Genomic DNA, 20,271 nt, shown 5'->3' with positions numbered 1-20,271 from the left:
TCACCCAACAAATTATCCCCAGCACATTTGAATACGCGCTTTTTAACTATCTGCGATAGTTTTTCGTTTTGCCGTACTCCGCTGCTTTTTGTGCCTGTTTTTCTCGCATGCGCTCAGCGTCTTCTAGGCTCAATTCAGCGGGTTCGCGAGGAGTCTGGCCTTCAGGGATAACTCGGTATCTAGGGGAGATAGCAAACTGCTCAGATGACACACGAGGCAGGTTTTTAAACTGATACAGGTAGAAATTTTCAACTTTCTCTCGCGCCCAGTCGCTCTTCTTGAAAAATTTCACACTGGATTCGATACTCGGGTTCGTTTTGAAGCAATTGATGTTCAGGTAGGCGTAAAGAAGATCAAAGCCATAATGATCGACTATTTGAGTCAACAAGTCTTGTAAACCCAGACCGTGTAGTGGGTTGCTTTCGTAATTTATCTCATCATTCATAGTCGCGTCCGGAAAAAGTATAAAAATCTAATGGGGGTTATTATGGCAGGAAGCATCCAAAACAGGCATCTATATAAGCTGATAAAGACAATATTTTCGTTTTTGGGTGTCACACAGTTGGCTCCAATATCCCTACCTCTGCCGTTCGCTTCTTTTCTGTGACTGTCTCTTAATACGATGATGTCTTGATCACTATTCACTCATTATCTGTCTACAAGCGACATAAATTCGCACCGAAAATACATTTGAGCTGTAATTAAATTGGCGTTTAATAAAAAACTGTGTCATCTTCTCGCCACACATGTAACGGAGAAAGGATTTCATGAAAAAAGTAACAGCCTCTTTATTACTCGCTTTACCATTGATGAGCTCGGTAACCTTAGCCGCGCCTGATGATGGCTTCTGTCAGCCAAAAGAATACCAAATGGCGCTGCGTTACCAGCAACAGTCGGCTGAAGTAATGGCGTTGCAATTGCAAGCGTATCAGTTTGCGACACAGCGTATCGTTCAGATTCTTGCTAATCACCAATCTGATAAAAAACCTGCTGTGGTATTGGACCTTGATGAAACGGTAATAGATAACAGCCCATTATTGGTTCGTGATGTAAGTAATTGCCACGATTACACCTCGTGGGATACATGGAGTGATTGGGAGAAAAAAGGGCACCCAACTTTGATTCCTGGTGCGAAAGATTTTGTCGATTTTGTTGATCAGCGTGGCGTTAAAATCTTTTATATTTCCGACCGTTTCCAAGAGAATAAAGCGGCAACGCTTAAGACACTGAAGCAGTTAGATTTACCACAAGTCAGTGCGGATAACGTTTTGCTTTACACAGAAGCAAAAGAAGCGCGCCGTGAATCGGTTCGTCAACAAAACTACGATATTGTGATGTTAGTGGGCGACAGTTTGGCGGATTTTGCGCCTGAGTTTAAAAACAAAAAATCCACCGATTACCAGCGCGATCTTGTTAAACAGCAAGCGCCGCATTTTGGTAATGACTGGATTGTGTTGCCAAACGCATCGTATGGCTCTTGGTCTAAAGCCAAGCTAAAAACATGGAATGAAAAAGCGTCTAAATAACGCCGCGTTATATCTTGGTATTGCTGCTAAGGTGACATAAAAAAGCCGATCTTGTTTTCACACGATCGGCTTTTTTATGGGCTGGAGTTTGATTAGTTACGAATCAAGTAATCAAACGCGCCAAGCGCTGCGGTTGCACCGCCACCCATTGAGATGATGATTTGCTTGTACGGTGTCGTTGTTACGTCACCGGCAGCAAACACACCAGGGATGGACGTTTGACCATGCTGATCGATGATGATCTCGCCGCGGTTGCTTAGCTCTAGCGTGTCTTTTAAGAACTCGCTGTTTGGTACTAGACCAATTTGAACGAAGATGCCCGCTACTTCGACAAGGTGTGACTCATCGGTGGTACGGTCTGTGTATTTCAGGCCGATAACGCGTTGTCCGTCGCCAAGTACTTCAGTGGTCATGGCATTTTTAATGATGGTGACGTTCGGTAATGAGTTGGCTTTTTTCACCAAAACATCGTCGGCACGAAGCGTGTCGCCAAACTCAAGAACAGTAACGTGTTCGACTAAGCCTGCAAGGTCAATCGCTGCTTCAATACCTGAGTTACCACCACCGATAACCGCTGTTTTCTTACCTTTGAACAATGGGCCGTCACAGTGTGGGCAGTAGGCGACGCCTTTACCACGGTACTCTTGTTCGCCCGGTACGTTCATTTCTCTCCAGCGTGCGCCGGTTGCCAAGATAACGGTTTTACTTTTTAGCAATGCGCCGTTTTCGAGTTCGATTTCAACGAATTCTTTTTTCTCTAGACGAACCGCTTTTTGCGTTTTCATCAGGTCAACATCGTAATCAAGAACGTGTTGCTCAAGGCCTGCGACCAATTTAGGGCCGTCTGTGGCTTTTACAGAGATGAAGTTCTCAATCGCCATGGTGTCAGCAACTTGGCCACCAAAACGCTCTGCAACAACACCAGTACGTATGCCTTTACGTGCTGCGTAGATCGCTGCGGCTGCGCCTGCAGGACCACCACCAACAACAAGTACGTCGTATGGGTCTTTTTCAGATAACGCTGCCGCTTGTTTTTTCGCCGCGCCGGTGTCTACTTTGTTTAGAATCTCGTCCAATGTCATACGACCTTGTTCGAATAATTCACCGTTTAGGTAAACGGATGGTACAGCCATGATTTCGCGTTTTTCCACTTCGTCTTGGAATAACGCACCGTCGATCATGGTTGCGGTAATATTTGGGTTTAGAACCGCCATTAAGTTAACGGCTTGCACAACGTCTGGACAGTTGTGGCAAGAGAGGGAGATGTACACCTCAAAGTTCAATTCTGTGTCCAAGGACTTAATTTGTTCTAGGGTCGCTGGCGCCGCTTTAGATGGGTGGCCGCCGGCTTGCAATAGAGCCAATACCAATGAGGTAAATTCATGGCCCATTGGGATACCTGCAAAACGCACGCGAGGTGCTTGCCCTTGAGGTGCAATCGCCATTTGAGGCGCACGACCTGTTGGGTTTTCGTCTACAGATAAAGTAATTTTGTCGCTTTTAAGCGCCGTGATTTCACGTGCTAAGCCTAGTAGTTCTTCTGCTTTTTTAGTTCCATTCGTAGACACAGTAATTTCAATCGGATTAACGATATTTTGTAGGTATGTGCCCAACTGTTGTTTGATGTTTGCTTCTAACATAATGTTTAACCCGTTAAGACTGAGGGATTACTGTAAGTTTCGGGTGCAAGAATCCATACCAAGCCAATAAACGACTTGAAATCTGCATTCCGAAAATAATGTATATAAAAGAATAAAAGGGGTCAGATCCCTTAAGGAGATCTGGTGTATATAGATCCCTTAAGGTTCGTTTAAGGGATCTGACCCCTTTTAGGGTCTGACTAGCAAGTCTTAGATTTTGCCAACTAGGTCTAGAGAAGGAGCAAGAGTTGCTTCGCCTTCTTTCCATTTAGCTGGGCAAACTTCACCTGGGTGAGCGGCAACGTATTGTGCTGCTTTCACTTTGCGAAGTAGGTCTTCAGCGTCACGGCCGATACCTTCAGCAGTGATTTCCATTGCTTGGATAGTACCTTCTGGATCAACCAAGAAAGTCGCACGGTCTGCAAGGCCTTCGCCTTCACGCATTACGCCGAAGTTGTTTGTGATCTTGCCAGACTGGTCGCCTACCATGTAGTAGTTGATTTTGCCGATTGTTTCAGAGCTGTCGTGCCACGCTTTGTGAGTGAAGTGAGTGTCTGTAGAGACAGAGAATACTTCTACGCCGCGAGCTTGAAGCTCTTCGTAATGGTCAGCAACGTCGCCTAGCTCTGTAGGACAAACGAATGTGAAATCAGCTGGGTAGAAAAAGAAGATAGACCATTTGCCTAGTACGTCTTTTTCAGAAATTTCTACGAACTCGCCAGATTTAAAAGCTGAGGCGTTAAATGGTTTGATTTGTGTATTGATCATTATGTATCTCCTAAGTGATTTAGAGTAAGTGCGTTACCAACAGGAGCTATATTAGAAGATATTTAAGAATTATAAAAATTGTAATTTTATTAAATCATGATAAAGAAAAGCTATTGGTTGATTCAGCAGTGAAGACTGAGACGATGGCGCCCAAAAAAAACCGGAAGATAGGGTAAGAAATAGAGGGCAAAGCGGAGAAGAATACAGGCCAACCAGCGCGTACTGAAAACGCGATGATTGGCCTGTGTGTTAGCGTAATTGGCTAAGTAACGACATTTTTCTCTGGCGCTCTTGTTCCGCCTGGCCGATAGAAAGACATTGAAAATGAATGCTATCCCCAGGTTTTTTCTGGGCTAAGAGGCCGCCGCCGATGGACGTAACACAGCCCATTTTCGGATAACCGCCAATGGTTTGTCGGTCGCGCAGTAGTACAATCGGTTGTCCGTCATTGGGCATCTGGATTGAACCGTAGGCAATGCCTTCAGAAATAATGCCTTTTTTGTCGCCATTGATGGCCTCTCCTGAGAGGCGGTAACCCATGCGGTCGCTGGCGGCGGTTACCGAATACTCATTACGAAAGAGGCGCGCTCTATCAAGACCTGAGAGCGTGTTGAACTGGTAGCTCATCACCATAGGAATGTTTTGCTGCTCGTAATTGGGTATGGCAAGGCGCGGCGTAATGCGTTGCTGATGCTCAGTGGTAGAGAGAAAGGGAATGACATCGCCTTTTTGAATTTTCTCTCCTTTGCCTGTTAAGCCGCCTAACGCTTCACGCATCACGGTAGAAACACTGCCGAGCACAGGCGCAATTTGCAAACCGCCTTTAACGGCTAAATAGGCACGTAAACCAAGGTTAGGCTGATTGAATGTCAGCACGTCGCCTGTTTTAAGCGCGTAAGTTTGCCAAGGCAGAATGGCTTTGTTGTTCAGTGTTGCGGCAAGGTCTGCGCCTGTGATCGCGATGCTGGTTGGCGCTTGGGCTTCCAGCGTCAGCATACCAAAGGTGATTTCTAGCTGGGCGGCATTGGCGTGATTGTCGAGCAAGGCGTTGCCCCAGCGAAAGGCAAATTCATCCATTGGCCCACCCGTGGTGACGCCAAGATGTTGATAGCCATATCGGCCAAGGTCCTGCACCAGCGTCAATATGCCTGGTTTGATTACATTAAAAGCCATCTAGTTGACCTCCTTGAGCAAGAAATTCCGCCCGTGAGATAGGCTCGAAACGCACGCTGTCTCCGACTTCAATGAGAGCAAGGCTGTCGCTTTGCCAATCCACTAAAGGCGTTGGTGTGCGGCCAAGTATCTGCCAGCCACCGGGGGACACACTTGGGTAGACGGCCGTTTGTTGTTCGGCAATGGCAACGCTGCCAATGGGCACTTTTAGGCGAGGCGTGTTCTTTCTAGGGATATGCAGCGCTTTAGGGGTGTTCCCGAGGAAGGCGAAGCCAGGTGTAAAGCCAATCGCATAGGCTCGATAAGTGGTTTGCGAATGCAGTTGAATGACTTCTTCTACCGTCATGTCGCAATGCTTTGCCACTTCTTGTAAATCTGGACCGACTTCTTCTGCATAATACACTGGAATGACGACTTCTCGACTGGCGCGGCTTGTCACCTCAGTCATGTCTAGGTTATCCAGCAGCGTTTGAATCTGTTGGCAAATGGCAAAGCGATCGTGATGCTCCACATCGAAAGTCACCAATAAGCTGGTGTAGGACGGTATGGTATCAATGATGCCCGCGAGATCACGCAATTGACGGGTCACCAAGCCAATGGCATCGGCAACCGTGTCATCAATGTGATCAGCAAAGCGCAGTAAACAGGCTTGCTCATTGACCATGTCCATCTTGATGTGACTCAATTCAAAAGGGATGTGATCTGAGTGGCTCATGAGGGCACTCCATCCACAACGGAGCGAATGCGTTTTACCGCTTCAACAGCGTGTGAGCCATCGCCATGAACGCAAATAGTATTGGCGTGGACAGCCAACGATTGCCCAGATTCTGTGGTCAGCGTGCCTTGTTGACTAAGCTGTAATACTTGCTCTTCGATCAGCTCAAAAGTCTGATGGACGGCGTTGGCTTGTTTGCGCGGAGTAAGGCGACCTTGGTCGGAATACAGGCGATCAGAAAACGCTTCAAAATAGAGTGTAAGTTGGTACTTTTCAGCCAGTGCTTTTACCTGCTCCACTTCGGGAATCGCCATTACCATCAACGCCAAAGAAGGGTCCATTTCGCTGACCGCTTGCATTACGGTTTCGAGCTTGGTGAAGTCAGACATCATCTGGTTGTACATAGCACCGTGCGGTTTTACGTAATCAATGCGTGTGTTTTGACTCTCACAGATGCCTTTTAAGGCGCCTACTTGGTATTGGATAATCGCTTTCAGCTCAGCGGGCGCAATGTCCATATTTCGGCGTCCAAAACCAACCAAATCTGGGTAGCCTGGGTGCGCGCCAATGCTCACATTGTACTGTTTGGCCAACGCCACGGTTTTGGCCATGGTAAGCGGGTCTGAGGCATGAAAACCACACGCAATATTGGCTTGATCCACATACGGCATGATTTGATCGTCTAGCCCCATTTTCCATGCGCCAAACGCTTCGCCCATATCACAATTTAATTTCATCTTAGAATCCTTAAAGGGCGCTTAGCCCTTTGACATGGTGGTTGGTAAATAGGTCACAATTTCTGGGAACCAAGTAATCAGAATAATGGCCACGGCGATGAGCAAGAAGAAAGGCAGCGCCGCTTTAGCAACATACAGAATGTTTTTTCCAGTCAGCGACTGAATCACAAAGAGGTTGAACCCGACCGGTGGTGTGATTTGTGACATTTCAACCACCAATACGATAAAGATACCAAACCATAGAAGATCAATGCCGGCGGATTTGACCATAGGAAGCACGACCGCCACGGTCAGAACAACCACGGAAATACCGTCTAAAAAACAGCCCAATACGACAAAAAAGACAGTCAAATATAGAATCAATACTATTGGGGATAAGCCAAGAGAGGCGATCCATTGCGCGAGTGCGCTCGGAATGCCTAAGAAGCCCATTGCCAATGTAAGAAAGTGCGCGCCAATCAAGATAAAGCCAATCATACATGCGCTTTTCACCGCGCCTAACAGGCTGTCTATAAAGCTTTGACGGGTTAATGAGCCTGTGCAAGCTGCGAGAATCAACGAGCCGGTTACTCCGATGGCCGCCGCTTCTGTTGGTGTCGTAAGGCCGCCGTAAATGGAACCTAAAACAAAGCCAATTAAGCCTGTGACAGGCAAGAGCTTGCCCAAGCTTTTAAAGCGCGCTGACCAACTGGTGTCTTGGGTGGTAGTGCTTGGTAGTTCGTCTTTATGCAGATGCCCCCAGATCATGGTGAACCCCATGAAGAGGCAGATCAGTAAGAGCCCTGGGAGGGCGCCAGCAATAAACAAACGGGCAATGGAAACTTCCGCCGCCACGCCATAAACAATTAAAATAATGGAAGGGGGAATAAGCAAACCTAATGTTCCAGAACCGGCTAAGGTTCCGATCGCCATACGTTCGCTATAGCCTTGTTTGCGCAATTCAGGCAGCGTCATGCGGCCAATGGTAGCGGCGGTTGCCGCAGAAGACCCTGAGACCGCAGCAAAAATGCCACAACTTAAAATATTAACGTGTAATAACTTGCCAGGCACTTTACCTAACCAAGGTGCAAGCCCTTCAAATAGGTCTTCTGATAGTCTGGTTCTAAACAGTACTTCCCCCATCCAGATAAACAGAGGCAGGGCGGTGAGAGACCAAGACGTGGCCGCTCCCCAGCTACCGGTCGCGAATAACATACCGACTTGGTAGTTTTCCGACAAAATCAAACCAAGGCCACCGATGGCGATGAGAGTAAAAGACACCCACACACCGAACGTGAGCATGACCAGCATACCAACCGCTAATAAGATAGAAATCCAAGTCATATCCATTAGATTTCCTCCAAGGCTAATGCGTCTTCATGCTGGCTGTAAGTAGGAGTTTTGCCTCTTAACGCCATGATCCAAGCATCCAGCACGGCTAAGTTAAGCGCGATAATGCCGACGGCCATAGGCAATTGCGGTATCCATAGGGGCACAGGAATATAGCCGTAAGACACATCGTCATAAATATAAGACTCATACACCATTGAGCTGCAGGCATAGGATAGGAAGCAGAGTAGAGCGAGTGACAACGTTAGAATGACCGCTTCTTGGATTTTACGAGGAACGGGAGAGAAGCGTTGAATGACGAGCGTAACGCGAATGTGGCCACCTTCTCTGAAGGTATAAGCTAACCCTAAAAAGGTTGAAGCGGCCAAGGCGTAGCCAGCAAAATCCCCGGCCGATGGCACAATAAAGCCAAATAGGCGGCCAATAATTTGGGCTAATAACAACAAGGTGATGATCACAATGCCCAAGCCAGACAGCAGCCCAGAGCACTGATAGCACTTTTCTTTGAATGAGTTCATATGGTTTACTTCTTTGGCAGTAGAATGAATCGAACAAGACGCGTTACCACAGGTAAGCATCTTGTTCGGCACAAAGAGGGTAATAGTGTTTTATTGGCCTAGTTCTTGATGGTAACGCGTTAGGATACGGCCAATCTCTTTTGGTGCTTCTGCTGTCCATTCTGTTTCCATTGTTTTACCAATGGCTTCAAGCTGTGTTGTTAGCTTTGCGGATGGCTCAGAAATCGTCATGCCATTTTCTGCCAGCGTGGCTTTGTCTTTGGCTGCACGCTCGACGATGCGTTTCCAGCCTTCTGTTTCCGCATTTTTTGCTGCCGCTAATACGATGTCTTGAATGTTTTTATCTAGGCGTCGAAAGGCTCTTTTGTTAACAATAACAATGTCTTTCGGAATCCATGCTTTGATGTCTGTGTAGTTGTTGACGTAGTCCCATGCTTGAGAGTCCACCCCTGTTGACGGTGATGTCACCATCGCTTGGATAATGCCTGTGCTAAAAGCCTGTGGGATGTCAGGTACTTGAATGGTGGTTGGAATGGTGCCCATTAAATCAGCAAGGCGAGAGGTCGAAGGGCTATAAGCGCGCATTTTTTCGCCTTCCAGATCCGCCAATGAGTTGACAGGGTTTCTCGTGTAAAGGCTTTGCGCAGGCCATGGCACGGCGTAGAGCAGTTTCATCCCATCTTTATCGAGGGCTTTTTCGATTTCTGGCTTGGCGGCGGTCCAGAGTGCTTGTGCTTGGTCAAAAGAGGTGGCAAGAAACGGAATATTGTCATGTTTAAAAACAGGATTCTGGTTGCCCAAAATGCCCATGAAAATATCGCCAATTTGTACTTGGCCGGTTTTGACTGAGCGAGGAATTTCAGTGTGTTTGACGAGAGAGCCACCAGAGTGAACCACAATTTCCAGTTCGCCGTTGGTTTTGGCTTTGATTTCTTTGGCAAACGCATAATCAATTTGCGTGGGCAGATTACCGTCACCGTAAGGTGTAGGCATGTGCCATTTTTCGGCTAAACAAGCGGTAGAGACTAATCCACCAATGAGCAACGCGCTGGTTAATTTCAACATAGTTCCGTCCTGCAATTTTTTTAATTATGTTTTATCGTTAGGTTTTTTCATGAGGAGGTTTGGCCTCATCATGGGTTCTCGCCTCTTCTACCACTACAACACCGCGAGATCTGTGTCGAGTACATCGGTTACTAACATTTTTCCTGGTGCATGAGTAATGCAAATCGGTGGTTTGGCATTACGAATAGCGACTTGAGGCGTAACACCACAAGCCCAGAATATGGGCACTTCTTTTTCTTTTACCTGCACGGCTTCGCCGAAATCCGGTTGTGAAAGATCTTCGATACCAATGTCTTTTGGGTTGCCGAAATGCAAAGGGGCACCATGTGCTTTGGGGAAGCGAGTGGTGATTTGGATCGCTCGAATGGCATCTTTGGGTAGATAAGGACGCATTGTCACCACGGTATTGCCAAAGAAGCGTCCTGCCGGAACAGTAGGGATACTACTTTCATACATAGAAACATTACTGTTGTCTTCTATGTTTCTTGGGGTTAATCCTGCTTGGGTCAGTGCGTTTTCAAAAGAGAAAGAGCAACCTAAAATAAAGGCGACAAAATCGTCTTGCCATAAATCGGCAATATCAGCACAAGCGTCGACTTTGACGCCATCTCGGTAGACAAAGTATTCAGGGACGTCATAACGCATATCAATGTCATCACCGAGCTCAGGTAGGGTGAAATTGCCGACTTCTGAAACACCAATTAAAGGGCAGGAGACCGGGTTTTTCTGACAGTAGAGCAAAAATTCATTCGCCCATTCAGCCGGTAGTATCACCACATTACCCTGCATCGCACCAGTGGCTAAGCCGCTGGTTGGTCCAGTGTGCTGAGCACTGCGAATCGCGCAACGAAGCGCTTTTGTTTGTTGCTGTAAGCTGGACACATTTTGTTCTTGCTTCATTCTAGGTACTCCTCAAATCGTAATATACGATTTTTCTAGAGTAGATCCTTGATAACCAAAAAGTCTAATCGTGTTTTTTTGGCACATATGATCAATTTTTTTTATCAAGGGGTCGGTTTTTACGCTTCACCTTTTTTGTTTTGGTTCTTTTATCGTAGTTTTTTGCGGCCTGAAGCGCCAATTGAGCCACCTGCTGAACAATGTGGTCCTTTGGGTCGTTCAGATATGAAGCGGTGAAGACAAGATCGTCAGGTACCCAGCCTGGATCAAAAGAAATAAGGCGTTGGGCTTCTATCAAGCGTTGTGCTAATTGAATGGGGAGTACACCAACGCCAATCCCAGAGGCAATCATTTCGAAGCTGGTTGAGAGAGAAGTTGAAGGAAAAACCTGCCCGATTTCTGGGTAGCGCAACATGAGTTCTGACATGAGTTCTTGATAAGGTCTTGATAGCCGAGAGAAAGAAATGATAGGGGTGCTACCAAGATTTTGAGTTTTTGCTTCTGGATGACAAAACCACCCAAGTTTAAAGGAAGGAAGGGTTATATTTTCGACATTTCCCTCTGACAAAGGGCCCATGAGAAACACTAAGTCCATGTTTCGACTTAGTAACTGGTCGCGTAAGTTCATTGTGATGTCCACAGAAAGCTCAATGACCAGTTTTGGATAATGGGTTCTCAAGGAGGATAGAAACTCTGATAACCAGGATTGCGCAATGGTCTCGGCCACACCTATTCGCAAGGTGCCTTTTACTTCTTCTGATGGCGTTAGCTCTGCTCTAATTTGTGATACATAGCTTTCGATACGCTCAGCATGAGAGCGTAAAAGTAGGCCTTCTTTTGTCAAGACAACGCCACTTTTCTGGCGATCAAAAAGTTTAATTCCGAGTTCTTCCTCTAGCATCGAAATCCTTGCCGAAACGGCGGGTTGAGATAAATTCATCTCATGTGCGGCTTTGCGAACCCCTCCTAATTTAGCAACCCAAAGAAAGGTTTTTAATTGATCTAAGTTCATAATATAGGCTCTATACTTTGTCTTATCTAAAATGTGATCGTTTTTTTTTATCACTTTAGAAAGAAAATAGCGAATTGACTTTATCACTTCCTCGTTCAACACTGATCTTAGCCTAAGCGAAAATCAGCGCTATGGTTTTTTCAAAGGCACATAAGAAAGTTTGTAAGAACAAATGCACAAAATATAGGAATGACCATGACTATGACTAAACAAAATATATTTAAGACCAGTATCCCATATGCCTTAGTGGGAGCGTTCTTTGCAGGGAATGCTATTGCTGATGAGTCGCTTTCTGTTGTCGGTAGTTGGAGCAGCTTGCCTCTTTATAAACAGTACGAGCAAACGTTTTGGACAAAAACATTACCGGCTGATAGTAAGAATGAGTTCAGTGTGTCTATGACGACACATGATCAAATGGGCATCAGTGGCGGTGACGTATTTCGAATGTTGGGTGATGGAGTATTCGATGTAGGTATGACCGTCGGTGATTACGCCGTGGCGGATGCGCCTGCTTTGGAAGGGCTGGATGTCCCTCTATTGGCGAATAACGCTGAACAAGCTCATAAAATGGTAAATGCAGCTCGGCCAATGGTCGAAAAGATTTACGAGACGGCTTTTAATTCAAAAGTCTTAGCGATCGTACCTTACCCGCCTCAAGTGGTGTTTTGTAAAGCACCAGTATCATCATTAGCGGATTTAGCAGGCTTAAAAATCCGAGCTTCTGGCCGTATGACGGCGAAATTTCTGGATGCCCTAGGCGCGCAAAGTGTCAATATCGGCTTTGGTGAAGTTCCAGGTGCGTTACAGCGAGGCGTGATTGACTGTGCAGTGACTGGTGCGGGTTCTGGTTATAGCGCTGGCTGGTGGGAAGTGACTACGTCACTGATGACCATACCTCTAGGCGGTTGGGATCCTGTTATCACGGCTATTAATTTAGATAAATGGGATGACCTTTCTACTGAGCAGCAGAATTTTATTCAAGAAGAAGTGACTACCAAATTTGAAAAACCTGTATGGGCTGCGGCTCAAGGTGATCTGGATCAAGATGTGGCGTGCTTAACTGGTAATGGCGAATGCAGTAAAGGAGCCAGTCATAACATGACATTAGTTGAGCCAAGCGAAGCTGATCTTGCCTACGCTAAGACCATTTTGATAGAAAAAGTATTGCCTGATTGGGCTGATCGTGCCGGAAGTCATTGGGTGAAACGATGGAATGACAGTGTTGGGAAAGTTGTCGGCATACAAGTAGCTGTGAAAGGAGAATAGTGGTCATGTTGTGCATTATTGATTGGTTGAAACGTATCAATAATGGGGTGGCAATTGCTGCAGGTCTACTTCTATTGGCCTGCATTCTTCTCATTCTAATTGATATTCTGTTGCGAGAATTTGGTATTAGCTTTGGTGGCTCCGAAGAAATTTCTGGTTATGTCATGGCGTCTATTTCTAGTTGGGGGATCTGCTATGCCTTAACGGAAAAAGCGCATGTTCGTATTGATGTTATAAGGAATAAGTCCAAAGCAGCTGGTCGTTCTTTATCTGATCTTGTTGCTTTGTGTGCAACGTCATTTGTAGCTATTTATGCCGCTTATTATGTAATTCCTGTTGTTGAAAAAACGCTTAAGAGACAGTCCCTTGCAAATACATCTTTAGAGACCCCTTTAATCATTCCTCAATTCTTTTGGATGGCTGGTTGGATTTGGTTTGCGATTACTTCATGTGTTTTGCTGCTTTGTGCCGTGTATTTGGCTGTTCAGCATAAGCACGACCAGATAGATGACATTATTGGCACGGGGACAGAATAATGCTTCCTTTTACATTTTTTGGCCTTTTGGGGCTGCTTGCATTATCGATACCTGTCGGCATTGTGCTGTTTCTTTTGGCGTTTGGTATAGATACCTTTTTTAGCCCTTTCCCATTAATGAGAGGCTTGGGGCAAGTCTTATGGTCCTCTTCTAATCATGCCACTTTGATTGCGGTGCCTCTATTTGTCTTGATTGGTGAGATTTTATTGCGTAGCGGTGTCGCCCAAAGGACTTATGGTGCACTCAATGCGTGGGTTTCTTGGTTACCTGGCGGTTTGATTCACGCCAATATAGCGACTGCAACCATGTTTTCGGCGACGTCTGGATCGTCTGTAGCAACCGCCGCGACAGTAGCCACTGTTGCGACACCTCAAGCTGAAAAATTAGGCTACGACCAACGCCTGTTTACTGGGTCAATTGCTGCTGGTGGTACTTTGGGTATTTTAATTCCGCCATCAATCAATTTGATTGTGTACGGTTTTTTAACCGAGAGTTCGATTCCGAAGTTGTTTTTAGCTGGCATTGTTCCAGGTATCAGTATGGCGCTGATGTTTATGATAGTGACCGTGATTATCTGTTCTATCTGGCCACGTCTAGGAGGGCCAAAACAGCATAGTAGTTGGAAAGAAAAAATTGTTGCTCTGAAGTCTCTTTTACCAGTGTTGGTTTTGCTATTTAGTATCGTAGGTTCCATCTATTTAGGTTGGGCGACGCCGACTGAGGCTGCAGCCATAGGTGTGTTGATTTCGATTCTGTTGGCGGTGGCTTACAAAGCATTTTCAAAGAAAATGCTGCTCGATAGTTTATCGGGCACGATCCGAATTACTGCGATGATCATGTTGGTGGTATTAGGTGCCTATGTGCTCAATTTCGCTTTGACGGCAGCGGGCGTGGGACGCACCTTACAAGACCTATTAACTGGCCTTGGGCTCAGCGCCTTGATGACCTTGTTGATCATAGTGGTGATGTACATCGTATTAGGCTTTTTTATTGAAACGCTTTCCTTGATGGTCGCGACTATTCCGATCGTTGTTCCCATTATTGTGGAGCTAGGCTATGACAAAATTTGGTTTGGTATTTTAATGATCATTTTGGTCGAGATGGCGCTTATTACACCACCTGTAGGTCTCAATTTATACGTTGTTAACTCCGCTCGGAAAAATGGCAAGATCACAGATGTGGTTATGGGGAGCTTGCCTTATGTTGGAGTAATGATTTTGATGATAATTCTGTTGATCATCTACCCAAGTATCTCTCTTTATTTACCTGATAATTTTTAAGGATCACCATGCTATTTACTGTGAATGAAAGCACAAAACAAATTGATATCAAGCATCTTGTTGTTGCAGGTTGGACCGCAAGAGATATGAAGTTTGTCCAAGAACATATCGATGAATTGGTGGAAATCGGTGTCGCGCCACCTTCGACCGTGCCGCTGTTTTACCGTGCATCTAACTTACTTGTAACACAAGACCCCGTTGTCGAGGTATTGAGTGGCGACACTTCCGGCGAAGTTGAGCCATTAATTATCAAGGCAGAAGGAAAATTATGGCTAGGTGTTGGCTCGGATCACACTGATAGAAAGTTAGAGGCCTTTTCTGTCGCTCACTCAAAGCAAGTATCGGTTAAGCCTGTGTCGTCTACGTTATGGGATTTTGATGAAGTTGCTGATCACCTGGATGCGTTGCTCATTGAATCCTGGGTTGATGAAGGAGAAGGTTGGACACAATATCAAAAGGGATCTTTAGCCAATATTCGTCCTTTAATGGAATTGGTAGAGCAAAGTAATTTGTCAGAAGGTAGTGCTATGTTATGCGGAACTTGCCCAGCGATTGGCGGTGTTCGTCGTACGGAAAAATTTCGCATGAGTATTCATGATCCTATTTTGAATCGTACGATTGAATGCGAGTACACCACCAAAGAATTGCCAATAGTGAGTTAATTCATGACACAAATAAAATCATCTGGCTTTGCTTGGCAGGGCCGCAAGTTGAATGCCAAGTGGAAAAGCGCTTTAGATATTCTTGATACAAAAGGCCAAGCCGTTTTCACTGAGCTTTTTGATTATGTTGAGCCTCAGCAAGGGCCTTTGAACGGGGCGATTATCTCAATCAAAGACCTATTCCAAGTGCAAGGCTATAAAACCCAAGCGGGTTCAGTGTTTATTGATCCCCAACTTGCTGAGGAAGATGCTGCCGCCGTTGCTTTATTAAGAAAAGCAGGTGCGAGTTTCTTAGGCCACACAAATATGACGGAATTGGCCTATTCGGGGTTGGGGCTTAATCCCCATTATGGCACGCCAGATAACCCTATTAAGCCAGGACGCATTACGGGTGGTTCGACCAGCGGTGGCGCCGCGTCGGTAGCGTTGGGCGTTGTCGATGCTGCGTTAGGAACGGATACCGGTGGCTCCTTACGTATACCAGCAGCTTTCTGTGGCTTAACAGGTTTTAAACCCTCAGAACAGACCGTATCGAGACAAGGTTGCCTACCATTGTCTGATTCTCTGGATTCAGTTGGCCCATTAGCCAAGACAGTGGAAGAATGTGAATTGTTGTGGTATCTGCTATCAGAAGCGTCTGAATCAACGGCAACCCCAACTCGTACAGATCTCTCGCAGTTGACTCTTGTTATACCAAGTAATTTTGGTATGGATGGCTTGGATGTTGTGGTTGAACAAGGTTTCGAACATGCAATAGCGCGTCTTGAAGCCTCAGGGGTGAAGGTTGAGCGGCGTGCTGTTGAGGCTTTCGAAGACTATAAAAAATTGCCTGTATGGCAATTCTCAGCGTTTGAATGCCAAGCTTATTATGGTACGCGTTATGCTTTGGCAGAAGCTGAAATTGATCCTCGTGTGGCGTCTCGTATTGCCCGCGCGGCAACGATTAGCGAGAAAGAGTTTCAACAAACTCAAATGGCTCGACAAACGTTTATTCAGCGGATGGCAATTGAGGAGCCTAATACAGTATTTTTACTGCCTACTGTGGCCATTGTTGCGCCCAAGTTATCTGATTTTTCACAAGATGCAGAATACGACCGTTTAAACTTATTGTGCTTGCGTAACACATCGTTGGCGAATGTGCTGAATGGTTGCAGTATCTCTTTGCCATTATGCTATCAGAATGAACCTATGGGGTTTATGCTGACGGCAGGTAATGGAATGGATCAGCAGATTCTTGACTTAGCAAAAGCGTTGAAGCCGATTGTCACTATGTCGTAGTTGATTCTACGAGTGTCCCATTGACTCTAAAAAGCTTGGTATTCGCCAAGCTTTTTTATTTCTAGAAACCGCTATTTGTTGTAGTTCTGTGCGGAGATAACCGCAATATTAGTGACCACCTCTGCAATGGGATTAAATGGCGTATTGGAATAAGATGCTGTAAATGCTAAGTCGCTAGGCGTCCAAATGGCCCTCAATCTGCGCAGTTTTCCGTCGGCTAGTTCTTTTTCTATCATGACGTTGGGTATGGTAGAAATACCGACGGCGTTAACCGCTAAACTGAGGCAAGCGGCTAGCGAAGTGGACGCGAAAAAGTTGACGGGAGCCCCTTCTAATTCACGAAATTTCTGTGCGATTTCAATGTAAGGTTTGGTGGAGCGTGCATAAGTCACAATCGGCCATGGTGCGAGCTCTTCTAGGTAAAGCAAACGATCTGGCAGCTCAAGAGTGGGGCTGGCAACCCAGGATAAAGAGAAAGTACAGAGCGCTCGATTCACAATATAGGGTTCTGAAATAGGCCCCATCAAGAAGGCCAGATCGAGCGTTCGGTCTTTAATGCCCTCAGCCAAAGAGCTGGTCACATCAACGGTTAGTTCCACATTAAGTTTCGGCATTTCTTGGTGGAGTTGTGCCAAAAAATCTGGCAACCAAGTGTTCACTATGGTTTCTGATACCCCTAGTCGCAAGACCCCAGAATAGGTGCTAGAAACATCCGCCTGTTTTCTAAGTTGCTCAGATTGATAGAGAATTTTTTCCGCATAAGGGAGTAATTCTTTTCCTTTTGGTGTCAATATGATGGGGCTTGAACCGCCTTCTCTTTCAAAGAGCTTCACCCCCAATTCTTGCTCAAGACCGGCAATGCGAGCTGAAATAGCGGGCTGGGTAGTATGAAGGCGCTCAGCGGCTTTACGGAAATTGCCTAAAGAGGCTACCCAAACAAAGGTTTCTAGTCGCTTATAATTCACGTTGTTATTCCAGTGAGTAATGAAGTGGAGATAATAAATAAGAAGGTATTGAGCAAAAGAGTATAAGCCCCATGATGTTTCGGCAATCTTTTCGTTAAGTATTGCGAGAGTCATAGGTCTGGCATAAAGCTTGCGTTATGCTGTTGTAAACTTAAGAGACGATGGAAAAAATGAATAAACTGATTACCTTACTACTAAAGGGTTTGGTGGCGGTGTTACCGATCAGCCTGACCGTCTATTTGATTTATTGGCTATTGGCGACGGGCGAAAAAATAGCTAAGCCAGTGATCACTTGGATTCTTCCTGACGCCTTGTACTTTCCAGGTTTTGGCTTATTGGCTACGCTGGGCGCTTTGATTTTGATTGGCTTCTTGGTCAATCTGTATGGCATTCGCTATCTAGTGAAGTTAAGCCAGAATATTTTCGAGCGTATCCCGTTAGTAAAATCCATTTATGGGGCGTTTAAAGACATGATGACGGTCTTTAATTTGTCCGAAAAGAAAGAAATGAAAAGCGTTGTTTCGTTAGAGTGGAATGGCGCTCAGGTCATTGGCTTTATCACAGGTGAAAAAACCGGAGAGAGACTGTTCGGTGATCAAAACCTTGTGGGCGTGTATGTGCCATTGAGCTATCAAATTGGTGGCATCACCTTGTACATTTCTCGCGATCGCTTAACCGAACTGGAGATTGGCGTGGAAGAAGCCATGCGCCTAGCATTGACCGCTGGCATCCAATCGTCAAAAGAAGGCCCTAAGGCCTAACAACAAGGCAAGCGGCCCTCGTTTCTTACCGCTTGCCTTGTGTCCGCTTACCAGACTCCAGCGTGAAGGGCTGCGGCATCGTCTTCTAAGACGGGGCCGATTACTTCTGTGTCTCTTTGGCCAGATGCAAAGACGGTACGGCAAGGCAGTGCGAGTGTTGGGTTCTCTGGGTGATTGCCAGTAATCGCTTTTAAGCGCTCTTCACTTAAGCTATAAACCACGCGTCCGACGCCCGCCCAGTAAATTGCGCCAGCACACATAGCACAAGGTTCTGCTGAAACAAACAAGGTGCATTGGTTCAAGAAATCTGGACGGTACGCTTTGCTAGCACGAGTCATAATAATGCGCTCAGCGTGACCGGTCATGTCCAGATCGGGCAAATAACCATTTACCTGCTCCATTAATATCTTCCCATCAGCGTCAACAAGCACGGCTGAAAAAGGATGGATACCTTGTTGTTTCGCCTCATTGGCTAACTGAAAGCTGTATCGTAGATGTTGTTCATCTTGCGAGGTTAATAACATGTCTTCTCCTGGTTATTTTTTCTTCGGCAAACTCCACGGAAACAGCCAAAGCTGTAGCCATTGCACGGATTTAAACAGTAATAAACTGATGGCTGATAGAAAGATTAAGCCAGCGAATGCTTGAGGGATTTTAAAGAAGGAGGTAGAAAACTGAATGAAATACCCCAGACCTTGTTCTGCTGCGACAAACTCCGCCACGACGGCACCAATGATCGCCAGCGTAATCGATACCCGTAAGCCACTGAAAATATGAGGAATCGCATAGGGAATGCGAATTTGCCAGGTTTCACGATAACGAGGTGCCCGCAGAGATTGGCTTAACTCGATTAATTCTGGTGGTGTTTCCAACATGCCAGTGGTGGTTGAAACCACCAAAGGAAAGAAGGTGATTAAACAGGTAATGAGCACCCGTGAAGGGTCATCTGTGCCCATCAATACAATGATCAAGGGCGCAACCGCGACCACGGGGGTGGATTGAATAACGATGAGGGCCGGATACAAGGTGCGGTTTAATAGCTCAGAGCGGATCATCCCTATCGACAGTGGCAAGCTAATGAGAATAGACAAGCCAAAGCCCATTAAAGCGACCCGTAAGGTTGCCCATAAGTGAGTCATCCAGCGGGAGAATTCGACGTTAAAAAAGGCTTCTACAATCGCAGACGGGGAAGGCAAAATATATTGTGGTACTTGCCCTAGGCGACAAATTAGCTCCCACAGGATAATTAAGCTAATGAAAAACAGAGCCGGTGCGAAACGGTAACCTTGTTTGCTTAGCCACTGGAGAGCCGTTCGTTTAGGCACGGGTGATTGGTTCATAAATATGCCCTCGAATGATGTTAGTAAGTTCAGAAAAGCGTGGGGAGTTAATGGTGTCAGAGCTTCGCGGTCTGGGCAGGTCGACGTCGATTAAATCCAGCACAGTACCAGGGCGCTTGCTCATGACCAGAATACGGTCAGCCAACAGCACGGCCTCGCTAATAGAGTGAGTGATAAACAGCACGGTTTTGGGGTGGTCGCGCCAAATATCTAACAGATCGAAACCTATTTGTTCTCGTGTGAGAGCATCGAGTGCGGAAAAAGGCTCGTCCATCAGCAGAATGTCAGGGTTTAACAACAAGGCGCGCACTATGCCAACCCGTTGCTGCATGCCCCCTGAAAGTTCTTCTGGCATTTTGTCGGCAAAGGCACCCAGCCCAGTCATTTGCAGCAGCTCATCGGCGCGCTTTTTATCTTCTTCTCTGACTCGGCCATATTTGTGTTTTAAGGGAAACAGAACATTCTTTTTTACCGTTAGCCAAGGCAACAAATTCGGCTTTTGAAACACTATCCCTACGTCATCACGAGGCTCTGTTACTGGTCGATTAAACACAGAAACCTCCCCGTGGCTTGGTATTAACAGGCCCGATACCATGCGTAATAGGGTGGATTTGCCACAGCCAGAAGGCCCGACAACCGCCACAAATTCATGGCGATGGATATCCAGATCGATGGCTTGTACTGCCATGGGAGCTTGCGGGTCTGGGTCATAGCGATGGCCTACGTTTTTCATGCTAACGTAAGCTTGCAGGCTATTTTTTTCGTTTGATTCAGTCATTTATTCTCTTCCCTTCAATTCG

Annotated in this window: 22 protein-coding genes; 7 read left to right on the top strand and 15 right to left on the bottom strand. The window is 46.1% G+C overall.

Annotated features, from left to right (window positions below; genetic code table 11):
* Positions 1-46: 46 nt before the first annotated feature.
* Complete coding sequence (locus ACIGBN_RS15750; protein WP_396666495.1) at positions 47-445, bottom strand: VF530 family DNA-binding protein; 399 nt, start codon at positions 443-445, stop codon at positions 47-49.
* 322 nt (positions 446-767) lie between these two features.
* On the opposite strand from ACIGBN_RS15750, the gene ACIGBN_RS15745 reads away from it, so the two are divergent.
* On the top strand, positions 768-1,526 hold the full coding sequence (locus tag ACIGBN_RS15745) for a 5'-nucleotidase, lipoprotein e(P4) family (RefSeq protein ID WP_396666493.1): 759 nt from the start codon (positions 768-770) through the stop codon (positions 1,524-1,526).
* A gap of 92 nt (positions 1,527-1,618) precedes the next feature.
* On the opposite strand, the gene ahpF is transcribed toward ACIGBN_RS15745, so the two are convergent.
* From ahpF to ACIGBN_RS15695, 10 genes are all read right to left on the bottom strand, one after another.
* A complete protein-coding gene (gene ahpF, locus ACIGBN_RS15740) occupies positions 1,619-3,166 on the bottom strand; it encodes an alkyl hydroperoxide reductase subunit F (RefSeq protein WP_396666491.1) in 1,548 nt (515 codons plus the stop codon).
* A 210-nt stretch (positions 3,167-3,376) separates the two neighbouring features.
* Positions 3,377-3,934 (bottom strand): alkyl hydroperoxide reductase subunit C, encoded by a 558-nt coding sequence (gene ahpC / locus ACIGBN_RS15735; protein ID WP_133002324.1) that lies wholly within the window; start codon positions 3,932-3,934, stop codon positions 3,377-3,379.
* Positions 3,935-4,183: 249 nt separating this feature from the next.
* Positions 4,184-5,107: a biotin-dependent carboxyltransferase family protein gene (locus tag ACIGBN_RS15730; RefSeq protein WP_133002325.1), complete on the bottom strand. Its 924-nt coding sequence runs from the start codon at positions 5,105-5,107 to the stop codon at positions 4,184-4,186.
* Positions 5,097-5,822, bottom strand: coding sequence for a 5-oxoprolinase subunit PxpB (gene pxpB / locus ACIGBN_RS15725; protein WP_133002326.1), 726 nt, complete (start codon positions 5,820-5,822; stop codon positions 5,097-5,099). The genes ACIGBN_RS15730 and pxpB overlap by 11 nt, the downstream gene beginning before the upstream one ends.
* Positions 5,819-6,559 carry a 5-oxoprolinase subunit PxpA gene (locus ACIGBN_RS15720; RefSeq protein WP_133002327.1) on the bottom strand — a complete coding sequence of 247 codons (741 nt, stop codon included), beginning with the start codon at positions 6,557-6,559 and terminating at the stop codon, positions 5,819-5,821. Before ACIGBN_RS15720 ends, pxpB begins: the two co-directional genes overlap by 4 nt.
* Positions 6,560-6,580: 21 nt before the next feature.
* Positions 6,581-7,888, bottom strand: a complete 1,308-nt coding sequence (locus tag ACIGBN_RS15715) for a TRAP transporter large permease subunit (protein WP_341563371.1) — start codon at positions 7,886-7,888, stop codon at positions 6,581-6,583.
* The gene (locus ACIGBN_RS15710; protein ID WP_396666487.1) at positions 7,888-8,406 is read right to left on the bottom strand and encodes a TRAP transporter small permease; all 519 of its coding nucleotides are present in this window, start codon (positions 8,404-8,406) and stop codon (positions 7,888-7,890) included. Before ACIGBN_RS15710 ends, ACIGBN_RS15715 begins: the two co-directional genes overlap by 1 nt.
* A 90-nt stretch (positions 8,407-8,496) precedes the next feature.
* Complete coding sequence (locus ACIGBN_RS15705) at positions 8,497-9,471, bottom strand: TRAP transporter substrate-binding protein (RefSeq protein ID WP_396666485.1); 975 nt, start codon at positions 9,469-9,471, stop codon at positions 8,497-8,499.
* A 93-nt stretch (positions 9,472-9,564) separates the two neighbouring features.
* Complete coding sequence (locus ACIGBN_RS15700) at positions 9,565-10,371, bottom strand: putative hydro-lyase (protein ID WP_396666483.1); 807 nt, start codon at positions 10,369-10,371, stop codon at positions 9,565-9,567.
* Between the two features lie 91 nt (positions 10,372-10,462).
* A complete protein-coding gene (locus ACIGBN_RS15695) occupies positions 10,463-11,485 on the bottom strand; it encodes a LysR family transcriptional regulator (protein ID WP_396666481.1) in 1,023 nt (340 codons plus the stop codon).
* 93 nt (positions 11,486-11,578) lie between these two features.
* Here ACIGBN_RS15695 and ACIGBN_RS15690 point away from each other — a divergent pair, with 93 nt between their 5' ends.
* The 5 genes from ACIGBN_RS15690 to ACIGBN_RS15670 are packed head-to-tail and all read left to right on the top strand — an operon-like array spanning position 11,579 to position 16,405.
* Positions 11,579-12,649, top strand: a complete 1,071-nt coding sequence (locus tag ACIGBN_RS15690; RefSeq protein WP_396666480.1) for a TRAP transporter substrate-binding protein — start codon at positions 11,579-11,581, stop codon at positions 12,647-12,649.
* Between the two features lie 5 nt (positions 12,650-12,654).
* Positions 12,655-13,185, top strand: coding sequence for a TRAP transporter small permease subunit (locus ACIGBN_RS15685; protein WP_133002332.1), 531 nt, complete (start codon positions 12,655-12,657; stop codon positions 13,183-13,185).
* Positions 13,185-14,465, top strand: a complete 1,281-nt coding sequence (locus ACIGBN_RS15680) for a TRAP transporter large permease (protein ID WP_133002333.1) — start codon at positions 13,185-13,187, stop codon at positions 14,463-14,465. The genes ACIGBN_RS15685 and ACIGBN_RS15680 overlap by 1 nt, the downstream gene beginning before the upstream one ends.
* An 8-nt stretch (positions 14,466-14,473) precedes the next feature.
* Complete coding sequence (locus ACIGBN_RS15675; RefSeq protein WP_133002334.1) at positions 14,474-15,127, top strand: DUF2848 domain-containing protein; 654 nt, start codon at positions 14,474-14,476, stop codon at positions 15,125-15,127.
* Between the two features lie 3 nt (positions 15,128-15,130).
* The gene (locus ACIGBN_RS15670; protein WP_396666478.1) at positions 15,131-16,405 is read left to right on the top strand and encodes an amidase family protein; all 1,275 of its coding nucleotides are present in this window, start codon (positions 15,131-15,133) and stop codon (positions 16,403-16,405) included.
* A 71-nt stretch (positions 16,406-16,476) separates the two neighbouring features.
* Here ACIGBN_RS15670 and ACIGBN_RS15665 read toward each other — a convergent pair whose 3' ends face one another.
* Positions 16,477-17,370 carry a LysR family transcriptional regulator gene (locus tag ACIGBN_RS15665; protein WP_133002336.1) on the bottom strand — a complete coding sequence of 298 codons (894 nt, stop codon included), beginning with the start codon at positions 17,368-17,370 and terminating at the stop codon, positions 16,477-16,479.
* Between the two features lie 170 nt (positions 17,371-17,540).
* Here ACIGBN_RS15665 and ACIGBN_RS15660 point away from each other — a divergent pair, with 170 nt between their 5' ends.
* Positions 17,541-18,131 carry a DUF502 domain-containing protein gene (locus tag ACIGBN_RS15660; protein ID WP_133002337.1) on the top strand — a complete coding sequence of 197 codons (591 nt, stop codon included), beginning with the start codon at positions 17,541-17,543 and terminating at the stop codon, positions 18,129-18,131.
* A gap of 47 nt (positions 18,132-18,178) precedes the next feature.
* Here the strand turns inward: ACIGBN_RS15660 and ACIGBN_RS15655 are convergent, their stop codons facing one another.
* From ACIGBN_RS15655 to ACIGBN_RS15645, 3 genes are read right to left on the bottom strand one after another with little or no spacing between them, the layout of a single operon-like run.
* On the bottom strand, positions 18,179-18,655 hold the full coding sequence (locus ACIGBN_RS15655; RefSeq protein WP_396666476.1) for a nucleoside deaminase: 477 nt from the start codon (positions 18,653-18,655) through the stop codon (positions 18,179-18,181).
* Positions 18,656-18,667: 12 nt separating this feature from the next.
* Complete coding sequence (locus ACIGBN_RS15650; RefSeq protein ID WP_133002339.1) at positions 18,668-19,471, bottom strand: ABC transporter permease; 804 nt, start codon at positions 19,469-19,471, stop codon at positions 18,668-18,670.
* On the bottom strand, positions 19,449-20,249 hold the full coding sequence (locus ACIGBN_RS15645) for an ABC transporter ATP-binding protein (protein ID WP_207923337.1): 801 nt from the start codon (positions 20,247-20,249) through the stop codon (positions 19,449-19,451). The genes ACIGBN_RS15650 and ACIGBN_RS15645 overlap by 23 nt, the downstream gene beginning before the upstream one ends.
* Positions 20,250-20,271 lie beyond the last annotated feature (22 nt).

Source organism: Marinomonas sp. NPDC078689 (assembly GCF_044542435.1).
GTDB lineage: Bacteria > Pseudomonadota > Gammaproteobacteria > Pseudomonadales > Marinomonadaceae > Marinomonas > Marinomonas arenicola.
This window is presented reverse-complemented; position numbering and strand designations above follow the sequence as displayed.

Excerpts from the sequence above, each read along its gene's own strand:
- ACIGBN_RS15750 (WP_396666495.1), bottom strand. The coding sequence starts at position 445 with ATGAATGATGAGATAAATTACGAAAGCAACCCACTACACGGTCTGGGT.
- ACIGBN_RS15745 (WP_396666493.1), top strand. The coding sequence starts at position 768 with ATGAAAAAAGTAACAGCCTCTTTATTACTCGCTTTACCATTGATGAGC.
- ahpF (WP_396666491.1), bottom strand. The coding sequence starts at position 3,166 with ATGTTAGAAGCAAACATCAAACAACAGTTGGGCACATACCTACAAAAT.
- ahpC (WP_133002324.1), bottom strand. The coding sequence starts at position 3,934 with ATGATCAATACACAAATCAAACCATTTAACGCCTCAGCTTTTAAATCT.
- ACIGBN_RS15730 (WP_133002325.1), bottom strand. The coding sequence starts at position 5,107 with ATGGCTTTTAATGTAATCAAACCAGGCATATTGACGCTGGTGCAGGAC.
- pxpB (WP_133002326.1), bottom strand. The coding sequence starts at position 5,822 with ATGAGCCACTCAGATCACATCCCTTTTGAATTGAGTCACATCAAGATG.
- ACIGBN_RS15720 (WP_133002327.1), bottom strand. The coding sequence starts at position 6,559 with ATGAAATTAAATTGTGATATGGGCGAAGCGTTTGGCGCATGGAAAATG.
- ACIGBN_RS15715 (WP_341563371.1), bottom strand. The coding sequence starts at position 7,888 with ATGGATATGACTTGGATTTCTATCTTATTAGCGGTTGGTATGCTGGTC.
- ACIGBN_RS15710 (WP_396666487.1), bottom strand. The coding sequence starts at position 8,406 with ATGAACTCATTCAAAGAAAAGTGCTATCAGTGCTCTGGGCTGCTGTCT.
- ACIGBN_RS15705 (WP_396666485.1), bottom strand. The coding sequence starts at position 9,471 with ATGTTGAAATTAACCAGCGCGTTGCTCATTGGTGGATTAGTCTCTACC.
- ACIGBN_RS15700 (WP_396666483.1), bottom strand. The coding sequence starts at position 10,371 with ATGAAGCAAGAACAAAATGTGTCCAGCTTACAGCAACAAACAAAAGCG.
- ACIGBN_RS15690 (WP_396666480.1), top strand. The coding sequence starts at position 11,579 with ATGACTATGACTAAACAAAATATATTTAAGACCAGTATCCCATATGCC.
- ACIGBN_RS15685 (WP_133002332.1), top strand. The coding sequence starts at position 12,655 with ATGTTGTGCATTATTGATTGGTTGAAACGTATCAATAATGGGGTGGCA.
- ACIGBN_RS15680 (WP_133002333.1), top strand. The coding sequence starts at position 13,185 with ATGCTTCCTTTTACATTTTTTGGCCTTTTGGGGCTGCTTGCATTATCG.
- ACIGBN_RS15675 (WP_133002334.1), top strand. The coding sequence starts at position 14,474 with ATGCTATTTACTGTGAATGAAAGCACAAAACAAATTGATATCAAGCAT.
- ACIGBN_RS15670 (WP_396666478.1), top strand. The coding sequence starts at position 15,131 with ATGACACAAATAAAATCATCTGGCTTTGCTTGGCAGGGCCGCAAGTTG.
- ACIGBN_RS15660 (WP_133002337.1), top strand. The coding sequence starts at position 17,541 with ATGAATAAACTGATTACCTTACTACTAAAGGGTTTGGTGGCGGTGTTA.
- ACIGBN_RS15655 (WP_396666476.1), bottom strand. The coding sequence starts at position 18,655 with ATGTTATTAACCTCGCAAGATGAACAACATCTACGATACAGCTTTCAG.
- ACIGBN_RS15650 (WP_133002339.1), bottom strand. The coding sequence starts at position 19,471 with ATGAACCAATCACCCGTGCCTAAACGAACGGCTCTCCAGTGGCTAAGC.
- ACIGBN_RS15645 (WP_207923337.1), bottom strand. The coding sequence starts at position 20,249 with ATGACTGAATCAAACGAAAAAAATAGCCTGCAAGCTTACGTTAGCATG.